General features: G+C 74.2%; 19 protein-coding genes. 6 read left to right on the forward strand and 13 right to left on the reverse strand.

The window, feature by feature from the left end; genetic code table 11:
* Positions 1–29: 29 nt before the first annotated feature.
* From ABZY31_RS04750 to ABZY31_RS04805, 12 genes are all read right to left on the reverse strand, one after another.
* Entirely contained in the window at positions 30–1466 is a 1437-nt protein-coding gene (locus ABZY31_RS04750; RefSeq protein ID WP_356404796.1) for a protein phosphatase 2C domain-containing protein, read from the reverse strand.
* A gap of 3 nt (positions 1467–1469) precedes the next feature.
* Entirely contained in the window at positions 1470–4199 is a 2730-nt protein-coding gene (locus ABZY31_RS04755) for a tetratricopeptide repeat protein (protein WP_356404874.1), read from the reverse strand.
* A 53-nt stretch (positions 4200–4252) separates the two neighbouring features.
* Positions 4253–5512 (reverse strand): hypothetical protein, encoded by a 1260-nt coding sequence (locus ABZY31_RS04760; protein WP_356404876.1) that lies wholly within the window; start codon positions 5510–5512, stop codon positions 4253–4255.
* A gap of 38 nt (positions 5513–5550) precedes the next feature.
* Positions 5551–6564: a glutamate ABC transporter substrate-binding protein gene (locus ABZY31_RS04765; protein ID WP_356404797.1), complete on the reverse strand. Its 1014-nt coding sequence runs from the start codon at positions 6562–6564 to the stop codon at positions 5551–5553.
* A 5-nt stretch (positions 6565–6569) separates the two neighbouring features.
* Complete coding sequence (locus ABZY31_RS04770; RefSeq protein WP_356404878.1) at positions 6570–7886, reverse strand: hypothetical protein; 1317 nt, start codon at positions 7884–7886, stop codon at positions 6570–6572.
* Between the two features lie 262 nt (positions 7887–8148).
* On the reverse strand, positions 8149–9153 hold the full coding sequence (locus ABZY31_RS04775) for a BadF/BadG/BcrA/BcrD ATPase family protein (RefSeq protein WP_356404799.1): 1005 nt from the start codon (positions 9151–9153) through the stop codon (positions 8149–8151).
* On the reverse strand, positions 9144–10409 hold the full coding sequence (locus ABZY31_RS04780; RefSeq protein WP_356404801.1) for a 6-phospho-beta-glucosidase: 1266 nt from the start codon (positions 10407–10409) through the stop codon (positions 9144–9146). Before ABZY31_RS04780 ends, ABZY31_RS04775 begins: the two co-directional genes overlap by 10 nt.
* Before the next feature lie 2 nt (positions 10410–10411).
* A complete protein-coding gene (locus ABZY31_RS04785) occupies positions 10412–11326 on the reverse strand; it encodes a carbohydrate ABC transporter permease (RefSeq protein ID WP_356404803.1) in 915 nt (304 codons plus the stop codon).
* A gap of 1 nt (position 11327) precedes the next feature.
* The gene (locus ABZY31_RS04790) at positions 11328–12269 is read right to left on the reverse strand and encodes a sugar ABC transporter permease (protein ID WP_356404805.1); all 942 of its coding nucleotides are present in this window, start codon (positions 12267–12269) and stop codon (positions 11328–11330) included.
* 3 nt (positions 12270–12272) lie between these two features.
* Positions 12273–13610: an extracellular solute-binding protein gene (locus tag ABZY31_RS04795; RefSeq protein ID WP_356404807.1), complete on the reverse strand. Its 1338-nt coding sequence runs from the start codon at positions 13608–13610 to the stop codon at positions 12273–12275.
* Positions 13611–13790: 180 nt separating this feature from the next.
* Positions 13791–15020, reverse strand: a complete 1230-nt coding sequence (locus tag ABZY31_RS04800; RefSeq protein ID WP_356404809.1) for an ROK family transcriptional regulator — start codon at positions 15018–15020, stop codon at positions 13791–13793.
* Between the two features lie 221 nt (positions 15021–15241).
* Positions 15242–16285 (reverse strand): mechanosensitive ion channel family protein, encoded by a 1044-nt coding sequence (locus ABZY31_RS04805; RefSeq protein WP_356404880.1) that lies wholly within the window; start codon positions 16283–16285, stop codon positions 15242–15244.
* Positions 16286–16615: 330 nt separating this feature from the next.
* Here ABZY31_RS04805 and ABZY31_RS04810 point away from each other — a divergent pair, with 330 nt between their 5' ends.
* From ABZY31_RS04810 to ABZY31_RS04825, 4 genes are all read left to right on the forward strand, one after another.
* Positions 16616–17182: an HNH endonuclease gene (locus tag ABZY31_RS04810; RefSeq protein WP_356404811.1), complete on the forward strand. Its 567-nt coding sequence runs from the start codon at positions 16616–16618 to the stop codon at positions 17180–17182.
* Positions 17183–17529: 347 nt separating this feature from the next.
* Positions 17530–17772, forward strand: a complete 243-nt coding sequence (locus ABZY31_RS04815; protein WP_356404813.1) for a hypothetical protein — start codon at positions 17530–17532, stop codon at positions 17770–17772.
* Positions 17773–17785: 13 nt separating this feature from the next.
* Positions 17786–19840 (forward strand): 4-alpha-glucanotransferase, encoded by a 2055-nt coding sequence (locus tag ABZY31_RS04820; protein ID WP_356404815.1) that lies wholly within the window; start codon positions 17786–17788, stop codon positions 19838–19840.
* A gap of 20 nt (positions 19841–19860) precedes the next feature.
* Positions 19861–20103, forward strand: coding sequence for a hypothetical protein (locus tag ABZY31_RS04825; protein ID WP_356404817.1), 243 nt, complete (start codon positions 19861–19863; stop codon positions 20101–20103).
* A gap of 143 nt (positions 20104–20246) precedes the next feature.
* Here ABZY31_RS04825 and ABZY31_RS04830 read toward each other — a convergent pair whose 3' ends face one another.
* Complete coding sequence (locus ABZY31_RS04830; RefSeq protein WP_356404819.1) at positions 20247–20735, reverse strand: MarR family transcriptional regulator; 489 nt, start codon at positions 20733–20735, stop codon at positions 20247–20249.
* A 104-nt stretch (positions 20736–20839) separates the two neighbouring features.
* On the opposite strand from ABZY31_RS04830, the gene ABZY31_RS04835 reads away from it, so the two are divergent.
* On the forward strand, positions 20840–22192 hold the full coding sequence (locus ABZY31_RS04835) for an MFS transporter (RefSeq protein ID WP_356404821.1): 1353 nt from the start codon (positions 20840–20842) through the stop codon (positions 22190–22192).
* 89 nt (positions 22193–22281) lie between these two features.
* Positions 22282–23256 (forward strand): EamA family transporter, encoded by a 975-nt coding sequence (locus ABZY31_RS04840; protein ID WP_356404823.1) that lies wholly within the window; start codon positions 22282–22284, stop codon positions 23254–23256.
* The last annotated feature ends 39 nt before the right edge of the window (positions 23257–23295 follow it).

Genomic DNA, 23295 nt, shown 5'->3' on the forward strand with positions numbered 1-23295 from the left:
GGTGTGCGGGGCGGGCGGGGACGGTGCGGTCAGGCGGCGGGTGCCGCGGCCGCCTCGGACACGGCGAAGGGGACGACGGCCACGGTCACGTTGTCGTGGCCACCGCCGTCCAGGGCGTGGCCGACGAGGACCTGGGCGCTGTGCAGCGGCCGGGTGGCGGCGTCGGCGGGCAGCAACCGGGCCATTTCCTGGGCGGATTCGGCGTAGTTCCACAGCCCGTCGGTGCAGACGACCACCACGCCCGGCCGGTCGGGCTTGAAGGCGACGGTGTGCGGCTCCAGTTCGTACGCGTCGGCGCCGAGCCAGCCGGTGATGGCGTGGGCGCGGACGTCGGCGTACGCCTCGGCCTCGTTCATCAGGCCCGCCGCGACCATCTGGGCGGCCCAGGAGTCGTCCTCGGTGAGGCGGGCGGGCGGGGCGGAGCGGTCGTCGGGCACCCAGTACGCGCGGCTGTCGCCGACCCAGCCGATGATCAGCAGGCCGCCCGCGGTGACCGCGCCGACGAGGGTGCAGGCGGGGGCGTTCTGCGCGCCGGGAACCTCCGGGGCCAGGGCGTTGACGGCAGTGGCGGCGGCCAGGATCGCCTCGTGCATGGCCTGCTGGGGCAGCGCGCCGCGGGGCAGCGCCTCCAGCAGGGCCTCGTTGGCGGCGACGGCCGCGGCGGCGGAGGCCTCGTCGGGGCGGCTGGCCGAGGAGACGCCGTCGCAGACGATGGCGACGGTGGCGGCCGAGCCGTCGGGCAGCGCGGTGGCCGCGACGGCGAAGGAGTCCTCGTTGCGGTGGTGGCGCAGGCCGCGGTCGCTGACGGCGGCGACGCTGCCGAGTTCCTCTTCGAGGTGGTCCCGCTCGCGGGGCTGGGCGTGGCCGCAGTGCTCGCAGTAGCCGTCGGTGTCGACCCGGCCGGCGCGGCAGGCGACACAGGTCTTGCCGCCGGTCGGCTCGCCGACGGGGTCGGTCCCCGCCGGGTCGCCGCTGCCGCCGCCGTCGCCGCTGCCCGAGCCCGGGTGGCCGGTGGTGGCCCCCTGCGGGGCGGCGGGGCCCCAGCCGCCGGGCTCGTCGACGAGCGTGGGCACGTGGCCGGGGGCGGGTGCCGGTGCGGGAGCGGCGCCGGGCGCCGGGGCGGCGCCGTACCCGGCGGGCGCGGGTGCGGCCGACGGCGCGGGGGCGCCGTAGCCGCCGGGTGCGGGGGTCGCCTCGGGCGCGCAGTAGCCGGGCGGGGCGGGTGCCGGACCCGGGGTGTGGGACGCGTCGGACCAGCCGGCGGGGCCCGAGGGCTCGGGCGCGCCGGCGGCGGGCGGGAAGGCGGGCCGGGGCGCCGCCGCGTCCGGGGTCAGGGCGACCGTCGGGTGGTCGTCCGGGGGCGGGGGGTCCGCGGAGAGGGAATATCCGCAGACTCCGCAGAAACGGTCACCCTCTTCCAGGGGTTCCGCACAGCTGGGGCAGCCCGACGGCCGATGCATCGACATCACTCACACCCACGTCCGTGGACGGAAACGGTTTGCCCGTTCCACCAGTTCGATCCTCTCCTCGCCCCGCTGCGCCAGGCGGGCCAGGACCCGGTACGAGCGTTCCAGGCCGAAGCGCAGCCCCCGCTCGTCCAGTTGGCTGCCGAGCAGCGAGGTCCGGCCGGGGTCCGCGCCCCGGCTACCCGACAGTACCCAGTCGAGCGCCGAGCCCAGAACCTCGGCCGTCAGCACCTCGTACCGGACGGCGTCCAGGCCGAACCGCCGCAGCGCCTCCACCTGCCCCGAGGCGGCCAGCAGGTCGTCCAGGAGCGGCTCCTCGGGGGAGCGGTCGCGCAAGCGTGCCCGTACGGCCGCCACCCGCGCGGCCGTGTAGTGGATGGACGACTCCGGTACGGATTCCAGCGTCCGCACCGCCGCCGTGCGGTCCCCGGCGGCCAGCTGGACCCGGGCCAGCCCGAAGGCGGCGCTCACGAACCCCGGATCGGTGGCCCACACCAGGCTGTAGTACTCGGCGGCATTGTCCAGCTGGCCCAGGATCTCCGCGCACAGGCCCAGCGCCAGCTTCGGCGCGGGCTCGCCCGGGAAGGCGTCGTAGATCGCGTCGAAGGACAGCGCCGCGACCTCGTCGTCCCCGGCGGCCAGCGAGGCGATGCCGCGCGCCCAGACCACGCGCCAGTCGTCGGGGTGGCGCGCCTCCAGCTCCGTCAGGGTCCGGCCCGCCACCCCGAGTTCGCCCAGTTCCAGGTGGGCCCGCAGTGCGCGCAGCCGCAGCTCGGCGGAGTCGGCGGGCGCCGACGCCAGCGCGCCCAGCAGGTCGGCGGGCGCGGAGGTCAGCAGCGCGGTCAGGAAACCGGCGTTGGGGTCGGCCGGGTCCACCAGCGGCACGGGCAGGGCCAGCGAGGCCGCCCGCGCGTCCAGGGCGGCCAGCACGGCCGATCCGGGGAGCGCGGCCGGGTACGCCGCGACGGGCGCCGCCGCGGCCGGCGCCGCCCGCGGCGCGGGCAGGGACACCTCGGCCGGAGCCGGCCGCGCGGCCGCCCCGGGGGCTCCCGGGGCACCCGTCACGCGCGTGGCGGTCGTCGCCAGCGGGGGCACCGCCGCCGCGCCCACGAGGGGCACCGCACCCGCCATGGGCACGGGCGCCGGCTCGGACACCGCGCCGGCGCGGCCGCCCGCAGGAGCGGAGGCGCCGGTCACCGCGGGCACCGCGCGGCGGCGGCCCGGCAGCACCCCGCGCCACGCCGTCAGTTCGCGCGCGCCCAGCCGGGGCATCGCGCCCCCCGCCTCCTCGGCGAACAGCCCGGTGTCGGGGACCCGCAGCTCGGGCCCGAACAGTGTGGACAGCTGCGGGCGCGGGCGCCCCGTCTGGAGCGCCACCACCTCCCGCAGCACGCCCGTCAGCTGGTCGGCCATCTCCTGCGCCGAGGCGAACCGTCGTCCCGGGTCGGGGTCGGTGGCCCGCACCAGCAGCCGGTAGAAGGACTCGTAGCGGCGGAAGACCTCGATGTGGTCGGGGTCCGGCAGGCTGTCCACGAAGACGGTGGTGTAGCCCTGGAAGTCGAAGGTCAGCACGGCCAGCGTGCGCGCGACGGTGTAGAGGTCGGAGGCCACCGAGGGTCCCAGCTCGGCGACTTCGGGCGCCTGGTAGCCGGTCGTGCCGTAGATGGCCGATTCGTCGTCGTCCATCCGCCGGACCGCGCCCATGTCGATCAGCTTGAGCTGGTCGGCCTGCTGGATGGCGTTGTCGACCTTGAAGTCGCAGTAGAGGAGGTTGCGGCTGTGCAGGTGGCCGAGGGCCTCCAGCGCCTCGATGCCGTAGGCGCAGGCCTGCTCCACCGGCAGCGGATCGCGCCGGCCGTCCGCCTGGCGGCGCTCGTTGGCGATCTCCTTGAGCGATTTGCCGCCGACGTACTCCATCACGATGTACCCGTCCAGCGAGCCGGTCCGCTGGTCCAGGTGCTCCACGAAGTTGTAGATCCGCACGATGTTGGAGTGCTCGATCTCCGCGAGGAAGCGCCGCTCCGAGATGGCCGCGGCCATCGCGTCCTGGTCCCCGGTGTCCAGCAGGCCCTTGAGGACCACCCAGCGGTCCGAGACCGCCCGGTCGACGGCGAGGTACACCCAGCCGAGGCCGCCGTGCGCAAGGCAGCCCGCCACCTCGTACTGCCCGTGCACCACGTCGCCCGAGGCGAGCTTCGGCACGAAGGAGTACGGGTGCCCGCACTTGGTGCAGAAGCCCTCGGTACGGCCCGGGCGGTCGCCGCGCGCCCGCCCGACCTGGGCCCCGCAGTCCGACTTCGAGCAGAACCGCTTGCGCTCCGGCACCTCGGGATTGGCCAGCACCGAGGCCGAAGGATCCGGACGCGGAACCTCCGGCACGCTCACCAGCCCGGCCCCCAGCCGCCCGCGGCCCGAGGGCCCGGACGAGGAACCCGAACTGCGCACCGACACCGAACGGCCGGACGCCGCGGTCCCCGACAGGGCGCGCGAGAGCCGTCCCGAGACCGAACGCCGCGAGGACGACGAGCGCGAGGACCGGGCGGAGCGGGCCGAACCGGAACCCCGGGCCGAGGCCTGCGACCCCTGGGAGCCGCGCGCCCCGGCGCCCCGGGCCGCGCTGGTCATCCCGGTGGGCGGCGACACCAGCTCGGCGGCGCCCGCCGACGCCGCGGCGGGCGCGCCCGGCAGCGGCGCCAGGCCGCAGGTGTCGCAGTACAGCTCCCCGCCGCCCATGTCCTCGTACGCGCCCGGGCAGCCGGGCCGGCCGCACGGAGTCCCGGTCAGGCTCACGCGTTCTCCTTCCCCGGCCCGAGGGGCCGGTCCTGCTGCGGTACCAGTGACTCGGCGGCCGCCTGCTGGTAGCGCAGGACGGCCTGTTCGGCGGCGCGCAGATCGCAGGGCGCGCTCCAGAGCATCCGCCGGGCCGTGTCGTACCGCTCGACGAGCAAGGGGTCCGCCGCCGTCCCGTGCCGGACCATCTTCGCCCGGTAGGCGTCGAGCCGGCCCCGCAGTTCGGCCCGCACCGCCAGGGGCGCGGTCACCGCGGTCAAGGAGGCGCGGGCCCGGCGCAGTTCGTCCTCGGCCCGCTCCTCCAGGGACTCCAGCAGCGGCGACAGCCGGTGCCACTGGGAGCGCCGCCGGTAGTCGGCGGCCGCCGCCAGCTGCTCCTGGAGCACGGTCGGCGGCCCGCTCACTGCGGGCACCTCGGAGGCGGCGATCTTGGCCAGCACCTCGACGCGCGCGGTCCGCGCCTCCGCCAGGGTCCGGTCGGCCCGCGACAGCACGTCGCGCAGGCTGATCAGCCGCTGCTCGGCGTCCTGCCGCACGGCCAGGACCGCCTCCACCTCGCGGCGTACGTCCTCCAGCGCGCGCGCCGCCCGGTCGTACCGCGCGGTGTCCGGCCGCCCGCCGCCCGGCGCGGAACTGCCGGGCGCGGGGGTCCAGAAGGCCAGCGGGTCCTCGATGACCCGGGCGCGCAGATCGGCCAGTTCGGCGGTGATCTCCTCCAGGTCGTCGCCCGAGGGGTGCTCGCCGGGGCGGACGCCGACGGAGTGGGCCAGCGCGCGCGTGCGGTGCAGTTCGGCGGCGAGCAGGTCTATCCGGGCGGGCAGCGCCGACCACACCGCGTCGGCGGCGACCACCATGTCCAGCGAGGCCGCGTACAGCTCGTTCATCCGCGCGACCAGCTCGGCCAGCGAGAACCGCTCGGCCAGCTGGGCACCCTCCACCGCGCCGCCCGCGATCACCACCCCGGCGCCGCGCAGCCGTTCGGTCAACTCGGCCAGGTCCTCGCGGGTGGGCCAGCGGCGCCGCTCGCGCAGTTCCCGGGCGGCGGCGAGCGCCCCGCTGTAGGCGTCGAAGTACGTCCACAGTCGGGTGATGGCGGCGTCGGTGACGGCCCACCGCTCGCGGGTGGTGCCGGTCAGCGCGGCGCCCTCCAGGAGCCGTCGCCCGGCGTGGTCCTGGAGCGCGAGCAGCGAGGACTCCACGGCCTCGTGCTCCGCGTCGAGCCGGGCCAGCGCGCGGTCGACCTCGTCCCGGTCCATCACCGCCGGCACGGCCCCTCCTGTTCCCGCCACGGCGCTCAGCCGTCCCGGTACTTGGGCGCGGGGGGGCCGGGGATGCCGGGCAGGACGGCTTCCAGGTGCGTGCGGTAGGCCTTGGCCCACTGGCCGGCGTCCCCGCCCGCCCGGTAGTTCTCCAGCACCTTGTTGATCCGGCGCACCAGGTCGGTCGCGTCCTTGTTCATGGCCACGCCGTAGAACTCGCGGGTGAACGGCGAGCCGACGAGCCGCACCGTCGGGTCCTGCGCGGCCTGTCCGGCGGCGAGCGCGTTGTCCGTGACGATGCCGTCGACCTCGCCCAGCTGGAGCCTGACCAGGCAGTCCAGCTGGTTCGGGACGGTGACGGACACCGAGCCGTAGCCGTTCTCCTTGAGCTTGCTTTCGGCGATGGAACCGGCCGCCGTGCAGATCCTGCGGCCCTTGAGGGAGTCGTCGTAGCCGGTGATGGGCGAGCCCTTCGGGGCCAGGACCTGCTGGCCCGCCTCGAAGTACGCCGTGGAGAAGGCGACGTCCTTGAGCCGGTCGCAGTTGATCGTCATGGTCCGTACGACGATGTCGACCCGGCCCTCCACCAGCGCCGGTACGCGCTGGCTGGTCGGGATCGCCCGGTATATCACCGCGTTCTCGTCGCCCAGGATGTCCTTGGCTATGGCCTTGACCAGGGCGATGTCGAAGCCGTCGAGCTTGCCGTCGACCGGGTTGCGGTAACCCCAGCGGAAGCTGTTCTGGTCGACGCCCGCGACGAGCTTGCCCGCCGCCTTGATCCGGGCGATGGCCGGTCCGTCCACGCCCGGCGGGCGCAGGCTGGCCTCCGGGTCCTGGCAGGTCTCCTGCACCGCCGGGGCGGCCGGCGCCACCGCGGGCGCGGCAGGACCGGCCTGTGCCGTCTCCGGCGCTGCCTGGGCGAGCGGCAGCAGGACGGCGACGGCCGTCACCGCGCAGGCGGCGGCCATCGCGCTCACCCCGCCCCAGCCGCGCAGCCGTCGCGGGCCCGGCCCGCCGACGTCGTTCCGCTCCACCCGGCGCCCTCGCATCCGCATCACCTGTACTCCGAAAGCCTGCGCCCGATGCCGAGCAGCGCGGCCGCCGCCCCGAGGACCGCCAGGGCCGCCGCGCCCGTGACCAGACCGCCCAGGGCGCCGAGTCCGGAGCGGGCCGCCTGCGTGAACTGCCGCTGTTCGTGGGCGACCGCCTGCTCCAGGGAGGCGTCCACCGTGTCGAAGGACGCCCCGCTGCTGTCCTTGCCCCCGATGACCTGGGGCAGCGCGAGGTCGTAGTCGCCCTTGTTGTCGGTCTCCCGGGCGGCCGCGTGCCGCTGCTTCCACTGCTTCACGCCGTCGGCGGCGCGCGCGACGGGCGTGCGCCCGGTGGTGTCGTCGGCGAGCCGCGCGGCCTGCGCCAGGCCCGCGTCGAGGTCCTTCATGTTCCTGGCGAAGTCGACGTCGTACTTGTCGGACTTCTTGTCGTCGGCGAGGACGGCGCCCCGCGCGATCAGCGTCAGGTTCTCGTTGGCCCGCGCCTGGAGCGAGGAGATCCGCGCGTCGTTCAGCACCTTGAGCGATTCCTGGCCGCCCGAGCGGGCCTCGCCCAGCTCGGCGCGCGCCACGGTGTGCCCCACGACGAGCCACAGCAGGACCACCACCGAGGCGGCGGTCGCGGCCAGCAGCCCGTGGTTGAACACGCGGTGGGTGCGCAGGTAGTTGCGCCGCTGGGCCCAGCCCAGGACCCCGAGGGCGAGCAGGCCCGTGGCGAACGAGCCCACGGGGAGGGCGCGGGCGTCGTCGTAGTCCTGGTAGAGCCGGGCCGTCTGCGCCCGGTAGAGGCGCTGTGCGGCGGGCAGCAGCTGGGTGCTCATCTGCTCGTTGGCGTAGCGCAGGTAGGCGCCGCCGAGCGGCAGCCCCTGCCGGTTGGTCGCCCGGGCCTGCTCTATCAGGCCGGTGTAGCGCGGCAGTTGCTCGCCGAGCAGCGCGATCTCCTTGCGGGACTCCGTGTCGCCGCCGGTGTTCGCCGCCGCGTTGACCAGCAGCCGGGAGGCGTTGGCGATGTCCTTCTCGTACCGCTCGCGGACCTCGCGCGGCTCCTGGCCGCCCGCGAGGAACCCGCTGGAAGCGGCCGTGTCCGCATCGGCCAGCGAGCGGTAGATGCTCGCCGCGTCCGCGCTGAGCGGCTGGCTGCGGCCGACCACGTCGTCGGCGGCGCCGGACCGGCCGGAGACCTCCCAGACCGTCACCACCCCGAAGAGCAGCACCAGGACGGCCAGGGCCGCCCCGATGATCCGCAGCCGGCCGGGCTCGGTGGTCGCCGCGTCCCGCAGCCGCTCCACGCCCTCCGCCCACGCGCTGCGGCGCCCCGGCAGCGCCGGACCGCCGCCGCCGGGCCCCACCGGGCCGGGCGCGGCAGAAGGCGCGGACGCGGGCGCGGACGCGGGTGCGTGCGATGTGATGGCCACCGTGACCTCCCCCTCGGTCGTGGACTGCTCGGGAGCAGTATGGCCGTACTCCCGGCCCCGCACAGCACCAGGTGCTGGATCTTGGGCCGGAGCGCCCCCGCCACTCCTTCACCGTCAATACGTTCCTACGGCCGCCACGGTTCCAGAGTTGTCCCGGCCCGGGGCGGGTTCACCCGAAATGGGCACGGAGTTTTCCGTACGCGGCGGCAGGCGCACCGATCGCGTCCAGCCCCAGCAGCCCCGCGCCCAGCACCGGCGGCGCGGTCACCACCGACACCCTGGCCAGCGGGGCGCGCGCGGCGAGCCCCTCCTCGATCCGGTCGTTGAGCCGGGCGTGACCGGCCGCCAGGACGCTGCCGCCCAGCAGGACGGGCGCCTCCCGGTCCAGCAGCCCGAGCCGTTCCAGGGCCACCGCGGCCAGCGCCACCACCTCGTCCGCCTGCCGTTCCACGAGCGCGCGGGCCACCGGGTCGCCCGCGGCGGCCACCGCGAAGAGCACCGGGACCAGTTCGTGCGTGCGCTCCGGCGCGATCTCCCCCAGGTGCACCGCCTCGATCAGCTCGGACATGGCGTCCAGCCCGAAGTGCCGCGGCAGGGCGGCGGCCAGCCCCGTCGGGCCGCCCCGGCCGTCCTCCGCCCGGGCCGCCCACCACACGGCCTCGGCGGCGAGCCCGCCGCCGCCGCCCCAGTCGCCGGAGAGCTGCCCCAGCGCCGGGAAGCGCGCGGTGCGCCCGTCGGGCAGCATGCCCACGCAGTTGATGCCCGCGCCGCACACCACCGCGACGCCCAGCGGCGGCCCGCTGCCCACCAGACCGGCGCGCAGGATCGCGAAGGTGTCGTTGCGGACCTCGACGGTCCGCCCCCAGCCCCGCGCCCGCAGGCCGTCGGTCAGCGCCTCCTCCTCGACCGGCAGGTCGGCGCCGGCCAGGCAGGCGGACACGTGGGCCACGGAGTCGGCCGAGTCCAGCGGCAGGCCGAGCGCCCGCGCCTTCGCGCGCGCCTCGTCGAGCGCCGGGGCGATCGCGTCGAAGGCCCCTTCGACCCCGACCGCCTGCGGCCGGAAGCCGGGCCCGCGGGCGGTGACGAGCACCGACCCGGCCGCGTCGACGAAGGCGAGGTCGGTCTTGCTGTTGCCCGCGTCGACGGCCAGCAGCACCGCGTCGCTCACGCCCATGCCAAGTGCTCCTTGTTGTGCGCGAGGAGCCGGTCGGTCAGCCCCTCGGCGAGGTCGAACTGCCCGACCAGCGGATGGGCGAGCAGCGCCTTGGCCACCCGCTCCCGGCCGCCGCGCAGGGCGGCGTCCAGCGCGAGGTCCTCGTAGGCGGAGACGTGCGCGATCAGCCCCGCGTACAGCGGGTCCAGCCGGGGCACGGCCAGCGGCACCGGACCGGTGCGGTCCACCCGGGCCTGCACCTCGATGACCGCGTCGTCCGCGAGGAAGGGCAGGGTGCCGTTGTTCAGCGTGTTGACCACCTGGACGGGGCTGCCGCCGTCGCCCAGCAGGGCCGCCGCCAGGTCGACGGCCGCCTCCGAGTAGAAGGCACCGCCCCGCTGGGCGAGCAGGGCCGGCTTCTCGTCGAGCGCGGGGTCGCCGTACATCTTCAGCAGGTCCTGCTCCATCGCGGCCACCTCGGCGGCGCGCGAGGGCTTCTGGCCCATCTCGCGCACCACCTCGTCGTGCGCGTAGTAGTACTTCAGGTAGTAGGACGGTACGACGCCCAGGCGGTCCAGGACCGCGCGCGGCAGCCGCAGGTCGGCGGCGACGGAGTCCCCGTGCTCCGCGATCAGCCGGGGCATCAGGTCCTCCCCGCCGGGTCCGCCGCGGCGCACGCCCAGCTCCCAGGTGAGGTGGTTCAGGCCGACGTGGTCGAGGTGCAGGTCACCGGGGGCCAGGTCGAGCAGGGCCGCGAAGGTGCGTTGGAGGTGGATCGCGACGTTGCACAGCCCGACCGCCTTGTGCCCGGCGCCCAGCAGGGCGCGGGTCACGATGCCGACCGGGTTGGTGAAGTCGATGATCCAGGCGTCCGGGTTGGCGCGCCGGATCCGCTCGGCGATGTCGAGGACGACGGGGACCGTGCGCAGCGCCTTGGCGAGGCCGCCCGCGCCCGTGGTCTCCTGGCCCACGCAGCCGCACTCCAGCGGCCAGGTCTCGTCCCGCTGGCGGGCCGCCTGTCCGCCGACCCGCAGCTGGAGCAGGACGGCGTCGGCGTCCGCGACCCCCGCGTCCAGGTCGGAGGTCGTGGTGATGGTTCCGGGGTGCCCCTGCCGGGCGAAGATCCGCCGGGCGAGCCCGCCGACCAGCTCCAGCCGGTCGGCGGCGGGGTCGATCAGCACCAGTTCGCCGATGGGCAGGGTGTCGCGCAGCCGCGCGAAGCCGTCGATCAGTTCGGGGGTGTAAGTGGAACCGCCGCCCACCACTGCGAGTTTCATGTCTAGCCTTTCACTCCGGTCAGCGTGACACCCTCGACGAACGCCTTCTGGGCGAAGAAGAAGAGGATGATCACGGGGGCCATGACCAGTACGGTCGCGGCCATGGTCAGGTTCCAGTTGGTCTGGTGCGCGCCCTTGAACGACTCCAGCCCGTAGCTGAGCGTCCAGGCGGCCGGGTTGTCGGAGGCGTAGATCTGCGGGCCGAAGTAGTCGTTCCAGGCGGAGAAGAACTGGAACAGCGCGACGGCGGCGATCCCGGGCTTGGCCATGGGCAGGACGACCCGCAGCAGGGTGCGGACCTCCCCGCAGCCGTCGACCCGCGCCGCGTCGAGGTACTCGTCGGGGATGGTCAGCAGGAACTGGCGCAGCAGGAAGATGGAGAAGGCGTCGCCGAAGGCCATCGGGATGATCAGCGGCCACAGCGTGCCGGACAGGTCGAGCTGCTTGGCCCAGAAGAGGTACATGGGGATGACCACCACCTGCGGCGGCAGCATCATCATCGAGACCACCAGCAGCAGCGAGAGCCGCCGGCCGCGGAAGCGGAACTTGGCGAGGGCGTAGGCGACGGGCACCGAGGACACCACGGTGAGCAGCGTCCCGAGTCCCGCGTACAGCAGGGTGTTGCGCCACCACAGGAGGAATCCGGACGTGTGCCAGACCCGCGCGTAGTTGCCCCACTCCCAGGTGTGCGGCCACAGGTCGCGGGTGAGGGCCTGCTGGTTGCTCATCACCGAGGTGAGGAAGAGGAAGACGAAGGGGAGGACGAAGAAGAGCGCGGCGGCCACCCCGAGCGAGTGCACCGCGACCCAGTGCAGCACCTCCTTGCGGCGGTGGCGGGCCGCCGCCCGGCCGGAGGCGCCGGGGGCGGGGGCCGGGACCGTCCGCGGGGACGGGGTCGTGCCGGTGGTCACGGCCATCTCAGTCACCGCTTCCGATCAGTCCGCCACGGCGCCGCAGCAGGAGCGCGGTGAAGGCCATGGACAGGGCGAAGAGGACGAGCGCGACCACGCAGGCGGTGCCGTAGTCGAAGCGCTGGAACCCCAGGTTGTAGACGAGCTGCGGCAGGGTCAGCGTGGACTTGTCCGGGTACCCGGGCTCGACGCGCTGGCCCGATCCGCCGATCACCCCGGCTGCCACCTTCCCCGCGACCAGGGGCTGCGTGTAGTACTGCATGGCCTGGATGACCCCGGTGACCACGGCGAACAGGATGATCGGGGAGATGTTCGGCAGGGTGATGTGCCGGAAGCGCGCCCAGGGCCCGGCCCCGTCCAGCTCCGCGGCCTCGTACTGCTCCTTCGGTACGTCGAGCAGCGCGGCCATGAAGATCACCATCAGGTCGCCCACCCCCCACAGCGCCAGCGCGGTCAGCGCGGGCTTGGACCAGTCGGCGTCGGTGAACCAGCCGGGCGCCGGCAGCCCGAGGGCCTCCAGCCCGGTGTTGACCGGCCCGGTGCCGGGGTTGAGCAGGAAGACGAAGCCGAGCGTCGCGGCGACCGGAGGGGCCAGGTAGGGCAGGTAGAACAGGGTGCGGAAGACCCCGGTCCCCGTCTTGATCTTCGTGATGAGCAGGCCGACGCCGAGGCCGAAGGCCACCCGGAAGCTCACCATCACCACGACCAGCCACAGCGTGTTGCGCATCGCCGGCCAGAACATCGGGGAGTCGGTGAAGACGTACGACCAGTTGGCCAGGCCGTTGAAGACCGGCGGCCGGAAACCGTCGTACTGGGTGAAGGAGAAGTACACCGTGGACAGCAGCGGGTAGGCGAAGAAGACCGCGAACCCGATCAGCCACGGGGACATGAAGGCCGCGGTCCGCAGCGCCGAGCGGCGCCGTTTCGCGCGCGGGGTGAAGGTCGTCATCGACTACTCGGCCTTCGCGATGTCCGTGTCGATCTGCTGGTCGGTCTTGGCGAGGCCGGCCTGGAGGTCGGGCACGGCGCCCTTCTCGACCGCGTACGCGAAGTCCGCGAAGGTCAGCTGGTAGGTGCCGCCGTCGGCCTGGGCCGGGGTGGTGTTCGACTTCGGGTGCTTGGCGATGTCGATGAAGGTCTTGAACTCCGGCGCGACCTGGAGCTTCGGCGAGTCCAGTGCGGCGAGCGTGGAGGGGATGTTGTGGATGTCGTTGGCGAAGGCCACCACCGCGTCGGTGTCGGTGGTCATGTACTTCACCAGCTCCCAGGCCGCGTTCTGCTTGGTGCTGCCGGAGGCGATGCCCATGACGGTGCCGGACAGGTAGCCCTTCCCGTAGTCGGCGAGCTGGTCGTCCGGCACGGGCATCGGCGCGGTGGCGATCTCGAAGTTCGTCCCGGCCGCCTTCGCCATCGCGGCCCGCCACTCGCCGTCGATCTGCATGGCGACCAGCCCCTTGTTGAAGGGGTGTTCGGCGCTCCACTCGTCACCGAAGGTGGTGCGGAACTTCTCCAGCTTCTCGTAGCCGCCCAGCTTGGCGACCAGGTCCTTCTGCGCGTTCAGCATCTTGGCGAAGGCCGGGTCCTTGGCCAGGTTCGACTTGCCGTCGGCGGCGAAGTACGTCGGGCTCCACTGTGCGGCCAGCCGCATCGGCGTGGTCTCGTAGCCGTGGAAGGTGGGCATCAGGCCGAGCTGCTGGTAGGTGTCCCCGCTCTGCTTGGTCAGCGCCTGCGCGTCCGCGACGAACTGGCTCCACGTCTTGGGCGGTTCGGTGATCCCGGCGGCTGCGAAGGCGGTCTTGTTGTAGACGAGGCCGTAGGCGTCGTTCAGCAGCGGCAGGGTGCACTGGTTGCCCTTGAACTGGGTGTACTCCAGCAGGGTCTTGGGGAAGACCTTCGTCTTGTCGATGTCCGACTTGGCGAGGAAGGGGTTCAGGTCCGCGAAGGCCTTCGAGGTGCAGAACTTGCCGACGCTGTCGGTACTGAAGGACGACACCACGTCCGGGGCCTTGCTGCCGCCCGCCCGCAGGGCCTGGTTGATCTTGTCGTCGGTCATGTTGCCGGTGACCTTGACCTTGATGTTGGGGTGCGCCTTCTGGAACCGGGCGATGTTGTCCTCGATGGCCTTGACCTCGCGGGGCTCCACCCAGCCGTGCCAGAAGTTCAGGGTGACCTCTTTGTTCGGGTCGTCGGAGGCCGCGGCACCGCTCTGCCCGGTACACCCGGTGGCGAGGGCGGATATCGCGGCGAGTGCGGCCGCGAGGGTGGTCAGGCGGCGGGTGCGTCCGGGCATGGCTGTGTCTCTCTCTGCGCGGGGAACGTCCGGTCGGGGTCCAACGGGAGGAGCGGGGAGGAGCCGGCGGTGCGGGTGGGGCGTGGGGGACGGGTGGGCCGGGTGGTCTTCGTCATGCGGTGATGCGTGACGCGTGAGGGGTGATGCGGTGCCGCGCCCGGCGGGGCCGGGCGCGGTGGATCAGCGGGAGGTGTCGAAGACCTCGTCGCGGGTCGCGGCGAGCGCGGTCTCCAGCGCGCCGCGCAGCACCGGGCGCGTGCGCACCTCGCCGGTCACCAGCCGCGGCCGGGAGGGGGCGAGGTCGCCCAGTTCGGCTTCGATCAGCTCGCGCAGCCGGTCCCCGCCCGCGGCGGTCACGGCGCCGGAGAGCACCACGATCTCCGGGTCCAGGACGGCGACCAGCGAGGCCAGACCGGTGGCGAGCGCGGTGGCGTACGCCTCCAGCAGCCGCAGGTACGGTCCCACGGGCTCGGCGGCGGCCCGCTCCAGCAGCGTCACCGCGCTCGCCACGTCGGCGGCGTGCCCGGGGGTGCCCGGCGCGGGCGGATCCGCGTGCGGCATCTCCAGGCCCAGCGAGGCGGCCAGGCCGGGCAGCACCTCCACGCCCGCCAGCTCCTGGTAGCCACCGGAGTTCTCCCGGGTCACGTGGCGCACCAGCGGACGCCCGGGGACCGGCAGGTAGCCGACCTCGCCCGCGCCGCCGGTCCAGCCGCGGTGCAGCCGTCCGCCGATGACCAGGGCCGCGCCGAGCCCCTCCTCGTTCCACAGCAGGACGAAGTCCTCGTGCCCGCGGGCCGCGCCCAGGCGCTGCTCGGCGACCGCGGCGAGGTTCACGTCGTTCTCGTACTCGACGGGCATCGGCAGCGCCGCCGCCAGCTCGTCCAGGAGGGTGGGGGAGTGCCAGCCGGGGAGGTGGTCGGCGTAGCGCAGGACCCCCGTGCGCGGGTCGAAGGAGCCCGGGGTGGCGATCACCAGGCGCTGGACGTCGGAGCGCTGGAGGCCGGCCGCCTTGACGGCCTCGCCCAGGGCTTCGGTGACCTGGTCGACGACGGGCGTACCGGGACCCGGGTTGGGCAGTTCGCAGCTGCCGACGACCTCCCCGGCCAGGTCGGCGACGGAGGCGATGATGCGGCCCGGGGTGACGTCGAGGCCGGCGGCGTAGGCGGCCCGGGCGTTGAGGGCGTACAACTGGGCGTTCGGGCCGGGGCGGCCGGTGGCGGTGCCGGTGGCCACGACCAGTCCACGAGCCTCCAGCCGCGCCAGCAGCTGGGAGGCGGTGGGCTTGGAGAGGCCGGTGAGGCGGCCGATCCGGGTCCGGGACAGGGGGCCGTGGGCCAGCAGCAGGTCCAGTGCGGCGCGGTCGTTCATCGCGCGCAGCAGGCTGGGGGTTCCGGGGGTGGTGCCGGCCATGGGGTGTTCTCTCCCTGAATCAGGTGTGAACTGTTAGGTAAGTTTCCTATCAGCCGTCGGCCCATGTCAATGGCGGTCGCGACAATGCCGCTGCCCCCGCGGAAAGCGATCGGCGGGGGCAGCGGCGGTGCGGGTCGGCGGGGCAGCGGCAGTGCGGGCCGCGAGCCTACTGGGTGGGCGCGGACCCGCGGGGTGAACGCGGTCGTACTCGGTGAACGGTCCTACTTGGTGATGCGGGGCATCCCCGGACCCGTGACCGGCGCCGGGATCGGGGCTGTCGCCAGCGACTGCGGCGAGGCCGGGTTGGCCAGCGCGGACGGCGCGGCGACCGCGGCCGAGGGATCCGGGGCCTCCGTCTCGTCCTCCGCGGGCGGCATCCCGCCGATGATCTGGATGTCCGCCTCGTCGAAGGCTTCCTTGATCCGCCAGCGCAGCTCGCGCTCCACCGCGAACTGCTGGCCGGGCATGGTCTTGGCGGACACCTTCAGGGTCATCGAGGCGAGGAGCACCTCGTCCAGGCCCAGCACCTCCACCGGTCCCCAGAGCCGCTCGTTCCACGGCGTCTCCTTCGCCATGTCCTCCGAGACCCGCTCGATCACCCGGCGGATGCGGGCCATGCTCTCGGACGGCTTGACCTGGACGTCCACGGTCGCCGTCGACCAGCCCTGGCTGAGGTTGCCGATCCGCTTGATCTCGCCGTTGCGGACGTACCAGATCTCGCCGTTGTCCCCGCGCAGCTTGGTCACGCGCAGGCCGACCTCGATGACCTCGCCCGAGGCCACCCCGGCGTCGATCTTGTCCCCGACGCCGTACTGGTCCTCCAGGATCATGAACACACCGGAGAGGAAGTCCGTCACCAGGTTCCGGGCGCCGAAACCGATCGCCACACCGGCCACACCGGCGCTCGCCAGCAGCGGACCGAGATTGATGTCCAGGGCGCCGAGCACCATCAGCCCGGCGGTCCCCAGGATCAGGAAGGACGCCACCGAGCGCAGCACCGAACCGATCGCCTCGGAGCGCTGGCGCCGCCGCTCGGCATTGACCAGCAGCCCGCCGAGGGCCGTGCCCTCCACCGCCTCCGCGCCGCGGTTCATCCGCCCTATCAGCTTGGTCAGCGACTTGCGGACCACGGAGCGCAGGGCGGCCGCGATGACGATGATCAGCAGGATCTTCAGGCCGAGGAAGAGCCAGTCGGCCCAGTTCTGCTGGATGAAACCGGCGGCGTTGTCGACGCTCTGACCGGCTTCCTCGGCGTTGCGGGGCATGGCGGGGACGTCATCGGCCAGCGGGAACGGGGCGGCGGGCCAGGGCACGGCAGAAAACCTCCAGGCATAGCGGTCTGCCCGCCGGGGGCCCCAGGACGTGTCCGGGGGTTTGCGCGGGCAGACCAACCACACTAACGGGGCAATCCAGCGGTCCCGTTGCCGTGTCGCCCGGGAGAGACCGGACTCACCCGGGGACGGCCCCCGTGTGGTCGAAAACACCTCCGACCCGTTACGGGCGCGTGGTGGCGCTTCGACCAGCGGTAAGGGGAAACTGGAAAGCAGATCGTCCCGGCGCGAGCCACGCGCCGCCGGCGTACAAGGAGGCAGTCCGTGCCGCACGTCCTGGTCCTCAACGCGTCGTACGAGCCCCTCGGCGTCGTACCGCTCCGTCGCGCGCTCGTCCTCGTCCTGGAGAACAAAGCGGTCTCCCTGGAGGACTCCGGCGCCTTTCTGCACAGTTCGACGAGAGTCGTCCCCGCGCCCAGCGTGGTCAGGCTCAAGCGATTTGTGCGGGTCCCCTACCGGGGGCCCGTTCCGCTCACCCGGCGTGCCCTTTTCGCGCGGGACGGCGGGCGCTGCATGTACTGCGGCGCCGTCGCCACCAGCGTCGACCACGTCATCCCGCGCAGCCGGGGTGGCCAGCACGCCTGGGACAACGTCGTCGCCGCCTGTCGGCGGTGCAACCACGTCAAGGCCGACCGGCACCTCCCCGAGCTGGGGTGGCGGCTGCGGCACCAGCCGGCGCCGCCGTCGGGGCTGGCCTGGCGGATCATCGGGACCGGGCACCGGGATCCGTGCTGGATGCCGTATCTCCAGCCGTACGGGGCCGATGACGCGCTCGACCGCATCGGGGTCGGGGTGTCCGATCCTGCGCGGATCGGGGCGGCGGCGTCCTGACGGGGGTTCCGGGGCGGGCCTTTGCCGTCCCCGGGGTCCCCTTCCCCTTCGCCATCCCCGGATCAGCCTTGCCCATGCCCTGGTCCGGCCGGGTCCGTGCTTCCGTCTGCGGTGGGGCCGTGCGGCCTTGTGGGGCCTCCGGCGGGCCCTCAAACGCCGGGCGGGCCGGATTTAACGCCGGGCGGGCTGGAGTTGCGTCGGGTCGGAGCTGGGTTTGGCTGGTGTTCCGGTCGAGGGAGGGGTTCTGGGCGAAGGGTCGGGAATGCGGTACCGCCGGATGGGTAGGGCTGCGGTGTTCCCCGTAACGGGGGGCGGCCGTGCGTCGTCAGCACACCGGGAGTACCGCCATGAACCTTCCTGTCCGACCTGTCCGCCCCGTCCGGGCCGGGCCGGCTTCCGCCGGCTCCGTACCGCTGCTCGCCCATCTGCCCCGGCGGCTCTCCGTGACCGGGGGCGACGCCCCCCGCCCGCTCACCAGTGAGTCCCCGCTCGCGGACACCGCCCACGCGCCGCTCACCAGTGAACCGCCGCTCACCGACGAGGCTCCGCTGACCTGCGAGCCGACCACCCCCGCCGCCGCCGCGGGTTAGCCGAGGGATACGCATGGACCTGGCCCGGCTCGCCGCCCACCACGGAGTCGCCACCTCCTACCACCCCTCGGCCGGCGTGAGCGTCCAGGTGCCGGAGCGGACCGTCGTGACCGTGCTCGGGCTGCTGGGCGTGGACGCGGCGACGCCGCAGGCCGTACGGGACGCGCTCGCGCGCGCCGAGCGGGAGGCGGCGCAGCGGCTGCTGCCGACCACCCTGGTCCACTGGGAGGGCGCCGCGCCCCCCGCCGCGCTGGCCGCGCTGCCCCCGGGCACGCGGATCCTGCTGGACCCGGAGGAAGGGGAGGCCGCCGCGTGGGAGACCGGTCCGGGCGGGCCGCTCCCGGTCGGCGGGCTGCCGCTCGGGGTGCACCGGATCACGGTGACGCACCCCGACGGGCGGACCGGCGGGGCCACCCTGATCGTGGCGCCCGACCGGGCCCCGGCCGCGCCGGAGCGCGCCCACGGCCTGCTGGTCCAGCTCTATTCGCTGCTCTCCGAGAACTCCTGGGGCATGGGCGACCTCGGTGACCTCGCGCACCTGGCGGGCTGGGCCGGGCGGACCCACGGCGCCGGGTTCATCCAGGTCAACCCGCTGCACGCGGCCGTCCCCGGCACCCCGACCGATCCCTCGCCCTACCGGCCCTCCTCCCGCCGCTTCCCGGACCCGGTGCACCTGCGGATCGCGGACCTCCCCGAGTACGCCGCCTGCCCGGACCGGGAGGCCCTGGACGCGCTGGCCGTGCGGGGGGCCGAGCTGAACCGCCGGGTGCTGGAGAAGGACGCGCTGATCGACCGGGACGCGGTCTGGGCCCTCAAGCGGTCCGCCCTGGAGCTGCTGTACGCCGTCCCGCGGAACCCGGACCGCGAGGCGGACCTCGCCCGCTTCGCGGCCGAGGGCGGGACCGCGCTGGCCCGGCACACGGCCTGGTGCGCGCTGGCCGAGCGGCACGGCCCGGACCCGGCGGCCTGGCCGGAAGGCGCCGAGCCGGACCCCGCCGACCTCGCGTTCCACCGCTGGCTGGCCTGGCTCACCGATGCCCAGCTCACCGCCGCCCAGCGCGGGGCCCGGGAGGCGGGCATGGCGGTGGGCATCGTCCACGACCTCGCCGTCGGGGTGCATCCCTTGGGCGCCGACGTCCGGGCCGCGGGGGACACGTACGCCGTGGACGCCTGTGTCGGCGCCCCGCCGGACGCCTTCAACGCGCGCGGGCAGGACTGGGGCCTGCCCCCCTGGCGCCCGGACCGGCTCGCCGCCAGCGGCTACGCGCCCCTGCGCGACCTGCTGCGCGGGGTGTTCCGCTACGCCGGAGCGCTGCGGATCGACCACGTCATGGGCCTGTTCCGGCTCTGGTGGATCCCCCGGGACACCCCGCCCGCGGAGGGCACGTACGTCTCGTACGACGGCGAGGCCATGCTCGCGGTGCTGGTGCTGGAGGCCCACCGGGCCGGGGCGCTGGTCATCGGCGAGGACCTCGGGACGGTGGAGCCGGGGGTCCGCGAGGCGCTCGCCCGGCGCGGGGTGCTGGGCACCTCCGTGCTGTGGTTCGAGCGGGACTGGGCGGGCGGCGGGGCCCCGCTGCCCCCGGAGCGGTGGCGCGCAGACTGCCTGGCGACCGCCACCACCCACGATCTGCCGCCCAGCGCCGCGAAACTGGCCGGCAGTCACGTCGAACTGCGCGACCGGCTGGGCCTGCTGACCCGTCCGGCCGCACTGGAGCGGGCAGAGGACGCCGCCGACACCGAGGAGTGGCTGGCCGTGCTGGACCGGCTCGGCCTGGACACCAAGGGCGAGGAGGCCGCCGTCCGCGCCCTGTACGGGTTCCTGCTGCGCACCCCGGCCCGGCTGGTCGGCGTATGGCTCCCGGACGCGGTGGGGGACCGGCGGCCGCAGAACCTGCCGGGGACCTGGGACCAGTACCCCAACTGGCGGCTCCCGGTCGCCGACGCGGCGGGGCGGCCGCTCACGCTGGAGCGGCTGATCGCGTCGCCGCGTGCGAACGCCCTGTTGAGCGCGGTGCGCGGGGCCGGTCACCCCCGTACGGCACCCCCGGGCGCGCGCACTGTTTAGGTGTTCGCTACGTTTGCACCGTGGACAAGAAGAACGCTCTGCGCGCCGGCGCCGTCACGGCCGGAACGACGCTGATGATGCTGCTGATGACGTCTCCCGCGCTCGCGGCGGCCCGCGACGACGGCGCCGACCCGGGCAAGGGCCTGAGCATCGCCGAGACGCTCGGCCTGTACGTGGCCGCGCCCCTCGTGCTGTTCCTGGTCATCGCGGGTCTCGTGATGGTCGGCGACAAGTCGCGCAAGACGCGGGACCAGCAGGGCTGACCCCGCGGGGTCGGCCCCCTCAAGGCTTCCGGGGCGCCGGAGGTCCGCAGCCCGATACGTGACGCGTGACGCGTCAGGTACCGGCGGCTCGTGGACCTCCGGCGCCCTTTCGCGTACCCGCCGGGCGCCGCCGCGGCACCGGCTCAGAGGCCGCCGAGGAGCTTGCGCAGCAGGGCGGTCAGGACGGTGACCTCTTCCTCGTCCAGCCCGGCCAGGCCTGCCCGCTGGACCTCCAGCCCGGCCGTGACCGCCTCGTCGATGAGCGCGAGGCCGCGCTCGGTGACCGTCGCCTGGATCCCGCGCCGGTCGTGCGGGTCGGGGCTGCGGGCGAGCAGCCCGGCCTTCTCCAGCTTGTCCAGCCGCCCGGTCATGCCGCCCGTGGTGAGCATGAGCGTGGCCGAGAGCTGGCGCGGCGAGAGGGTGTAGGGCGCGCCGGAGCGGCGCAGCGTGGCGATGACGTCGAACTCGCCGCGGGAGATGCCGTATCGGGCGTAGGTCCGGTCCATGGCGTCGCCCATCGCCCGGCTGATCCGGTAGATCCGGCCGAAGACGGCCATCGGCGTCACGTCCAGCTCCGGGCGGACCGCGTTCCACTGGTCCGTGATCGCGTCGACCGCGTCCTTTTCGCTCATGTGTGGAGTATCCCGAGTCCTGTCGATCGACCGCAAGAAAGTTGCTTGACGATAAGTAGCTTAGCGGTAAGCTACTTCCTAATAACCTACTCGGGGGGCGAGCGATGTCGGCAAAGCGGTGGCACGGGACAGCGGCGGGGGAACGGGTCGCCGGGGAGCGGGAACTGCTCGTGGCAGCGGGGATCAGCGCGGTGGGGACCGGCATGTACGTCCCCTTCACGCTGGTCTTCTTCCATCAGGTCACCGGCCTCTCCTTCCAGGCCGTCGGCCTGGTGCTCACCCTCACGGGACTGGCCGGGCTCGCGCTGATGCCGCTGGCGGGCGTGGCCGTCGACCGGTTCGGCGCCCGGCCGGCCGTCCTCGTCCTCTACGGGATCCGCACGCTCGGCTTCCTCCTCTACCCGCTGGCGACCGCGCCGGCCGCCTTCGCCGCCGTCGCCCTCTTCGCCGCCCTCGCCGACCGCTCCGTCGCCGTGGTCCAGCAGTCGCTGATCGGCGAGGTGGCGCGCGGGGCGGCCCGGGACCGGCTCCAGGCCTCGCTACGGGCCCTGCAGAACGCCGGGATGGGCGCCGGGGCCATGATCGTGTCCGGGGTGCTGGCCCTGTGGGGAACGGGCGGCTTCTCCTGGACCGCCTGGGCCAACGCGCTGGCCTTCGCCCTGGCCGGGCTCCTGGCCGCCCGGGTCCGCCCCGTCCGGCCGGTCGGCGGCCCCGCCGGTGCGCCCGCCGCCACGGCGCGCCGCCCGGCCGCCGGGTACCGGACGGTACTGGCCGACCGGCCCTTCCTCGCGCTGACCGCCGCCAACTTCCTGACCGCCCTCGGGTACGCGGCCCTCTCGGTCCTCTTCCCGCTGTACATCGCCACCTGGCTGCGCGGCCCCGACTCGCTGACCGGCGCCGCCTTCACCCTCAACACCGTCCTGTGCGCCGGGGTCGGCGTCCTGATCGAGGGCCGGGTCCGCCGCTCCGGCGCCCGCCGCACCCGCTCCGCCGCCCTGGGGGCCCTGCTCTTCGCCGCCGCCTTCACCGGCCAGATCGTCCTCGGCACCCTGCGCCCCGGCTCGGCCGGCCTGCCGGCCGGACTCCTGGTGATCGTGGTCGTCTACACCCTCGGCGAACTGGTCCACAGCCCCTCCGGCGGCGCCCTCTCGGTCTCCGCCGCGCCGGAGGCGGTGCGCGGCCGCTACCTCGCCACCTACCAGCTGTCCCACTCGCTCGCCGGAGCCCTGGCGCCGTCCCTGTTCACGGCCCTGCTGGACGTCGACGGGCGGCTGCCGTGGGCCGTGCTCGCCGTCGCCGCGCTGGGCGCGGCGGGGGCCCTGGTCCGGCTGGAACGGCACCTGCCGGCCGAGGCCGTGTACGCCGAGCCGCCGGTCGCGACCGCGGTGGCCGCCCCGGCCCCGGTGGTCGCTCCGGTCCCGGCCGTCGTGGTCGCGCGCGTCCCGGCCGCCGTCTGAATCCCGCCCGCCTCCGCCCGTACGCCTCCGTCCCGCCCGCCTTCCGTCCTGCGCCCTGCGCCTTCCGCCTTCCGTCCGAGGAGTCCGCCATGAAGCGCCTCGCCACCGTCGCCCTGACCGCACTCGCCCCCGTCTCCTGGGGCTCCACCTACGCCGTCGCCACCGAACTGCTGCCGCCCGACCGGCCCCTGTTCACCGGGGTGATGCGCGCCCTGCCCGCCGGGCTGATGCTCATCGCCGTCGCCCGGGTCCTGCCGAAGGGCGCCTGGTGGTGGAAGTCCGCCGTCCTGGGCGCGCTGAACATCGGTGCCTTCTTCCCGCTGCTCTTCCTGGCCGCCTACCGGCTGCCCGGCGGGGTCGCCGCCGTCCTGGGCTCGATGGGTCCGCTGGTGGTCATCGGGCTCGCCGCCCTGCTGCTGGGGGAGCGGGCCGGTACCAAGGCGCTGCTCGCCGCGATCGTGGGCGCCTTCGGGGTCAGCATGGTGGTGCTCAAGGCCGGCGCCGCGCTCGACCTGGTCGGCGTACTCGCCGGAGTCGCCTCCTCCGCCTCGATGGCGGCCGGCACGGTCATGACGAAGCGCTGGGGCCGCCCGGACGGCGTCGGTCCGCTGGCCCTGACGGGCTGGCAGCTGACCGCGGGCGGGCTGCTGCTCCTGCCGGTCGCCGCCCTGGTCGAAGGCGCCCCGCCCGCCCTCGACGGCAAGGCCTTCCTCGGCTACGGCTACATGATGCTGATCAACACCGGCATCGCGTACTGGCTCTGGTTCCGCGGGATCGGCCGCCTCACCGCGACCTCCGTGACCCTGCTCGGCCCGCTCTCGCCGCTCACCGCCGCCGTCATCGGCTGGGCCGCCCTCGGCCAGGCGCTCTCGCCGGTCCAGGTGACCGGGATGGCGATCGCCTTCACGGCGACGATCGTGGGGCAGCTGCCGGGCCGGACCCCGCGCCCACGTCCGCGCTCAGGCTCCCGCTCCGGCGTCGGCTCCCGGCAATTGTTCGTGATATCTGAACAGATTGATCGAAACATTTCGATGGACCTGATGAATGGGCCGGTGCGACGGTAGCGGCACGACACACACCGGGAGTACCGGAACACCCATCCC

The organism is Streptomyces sp. NPDC006529, from assembly GCF_040611795.1.
Taxonomy (GTDB): domain Bacteria; phylum Actinomycetota; class Actinomycetes; order Streptomycetales; family Streptomycetaceae; genus Streptomyces.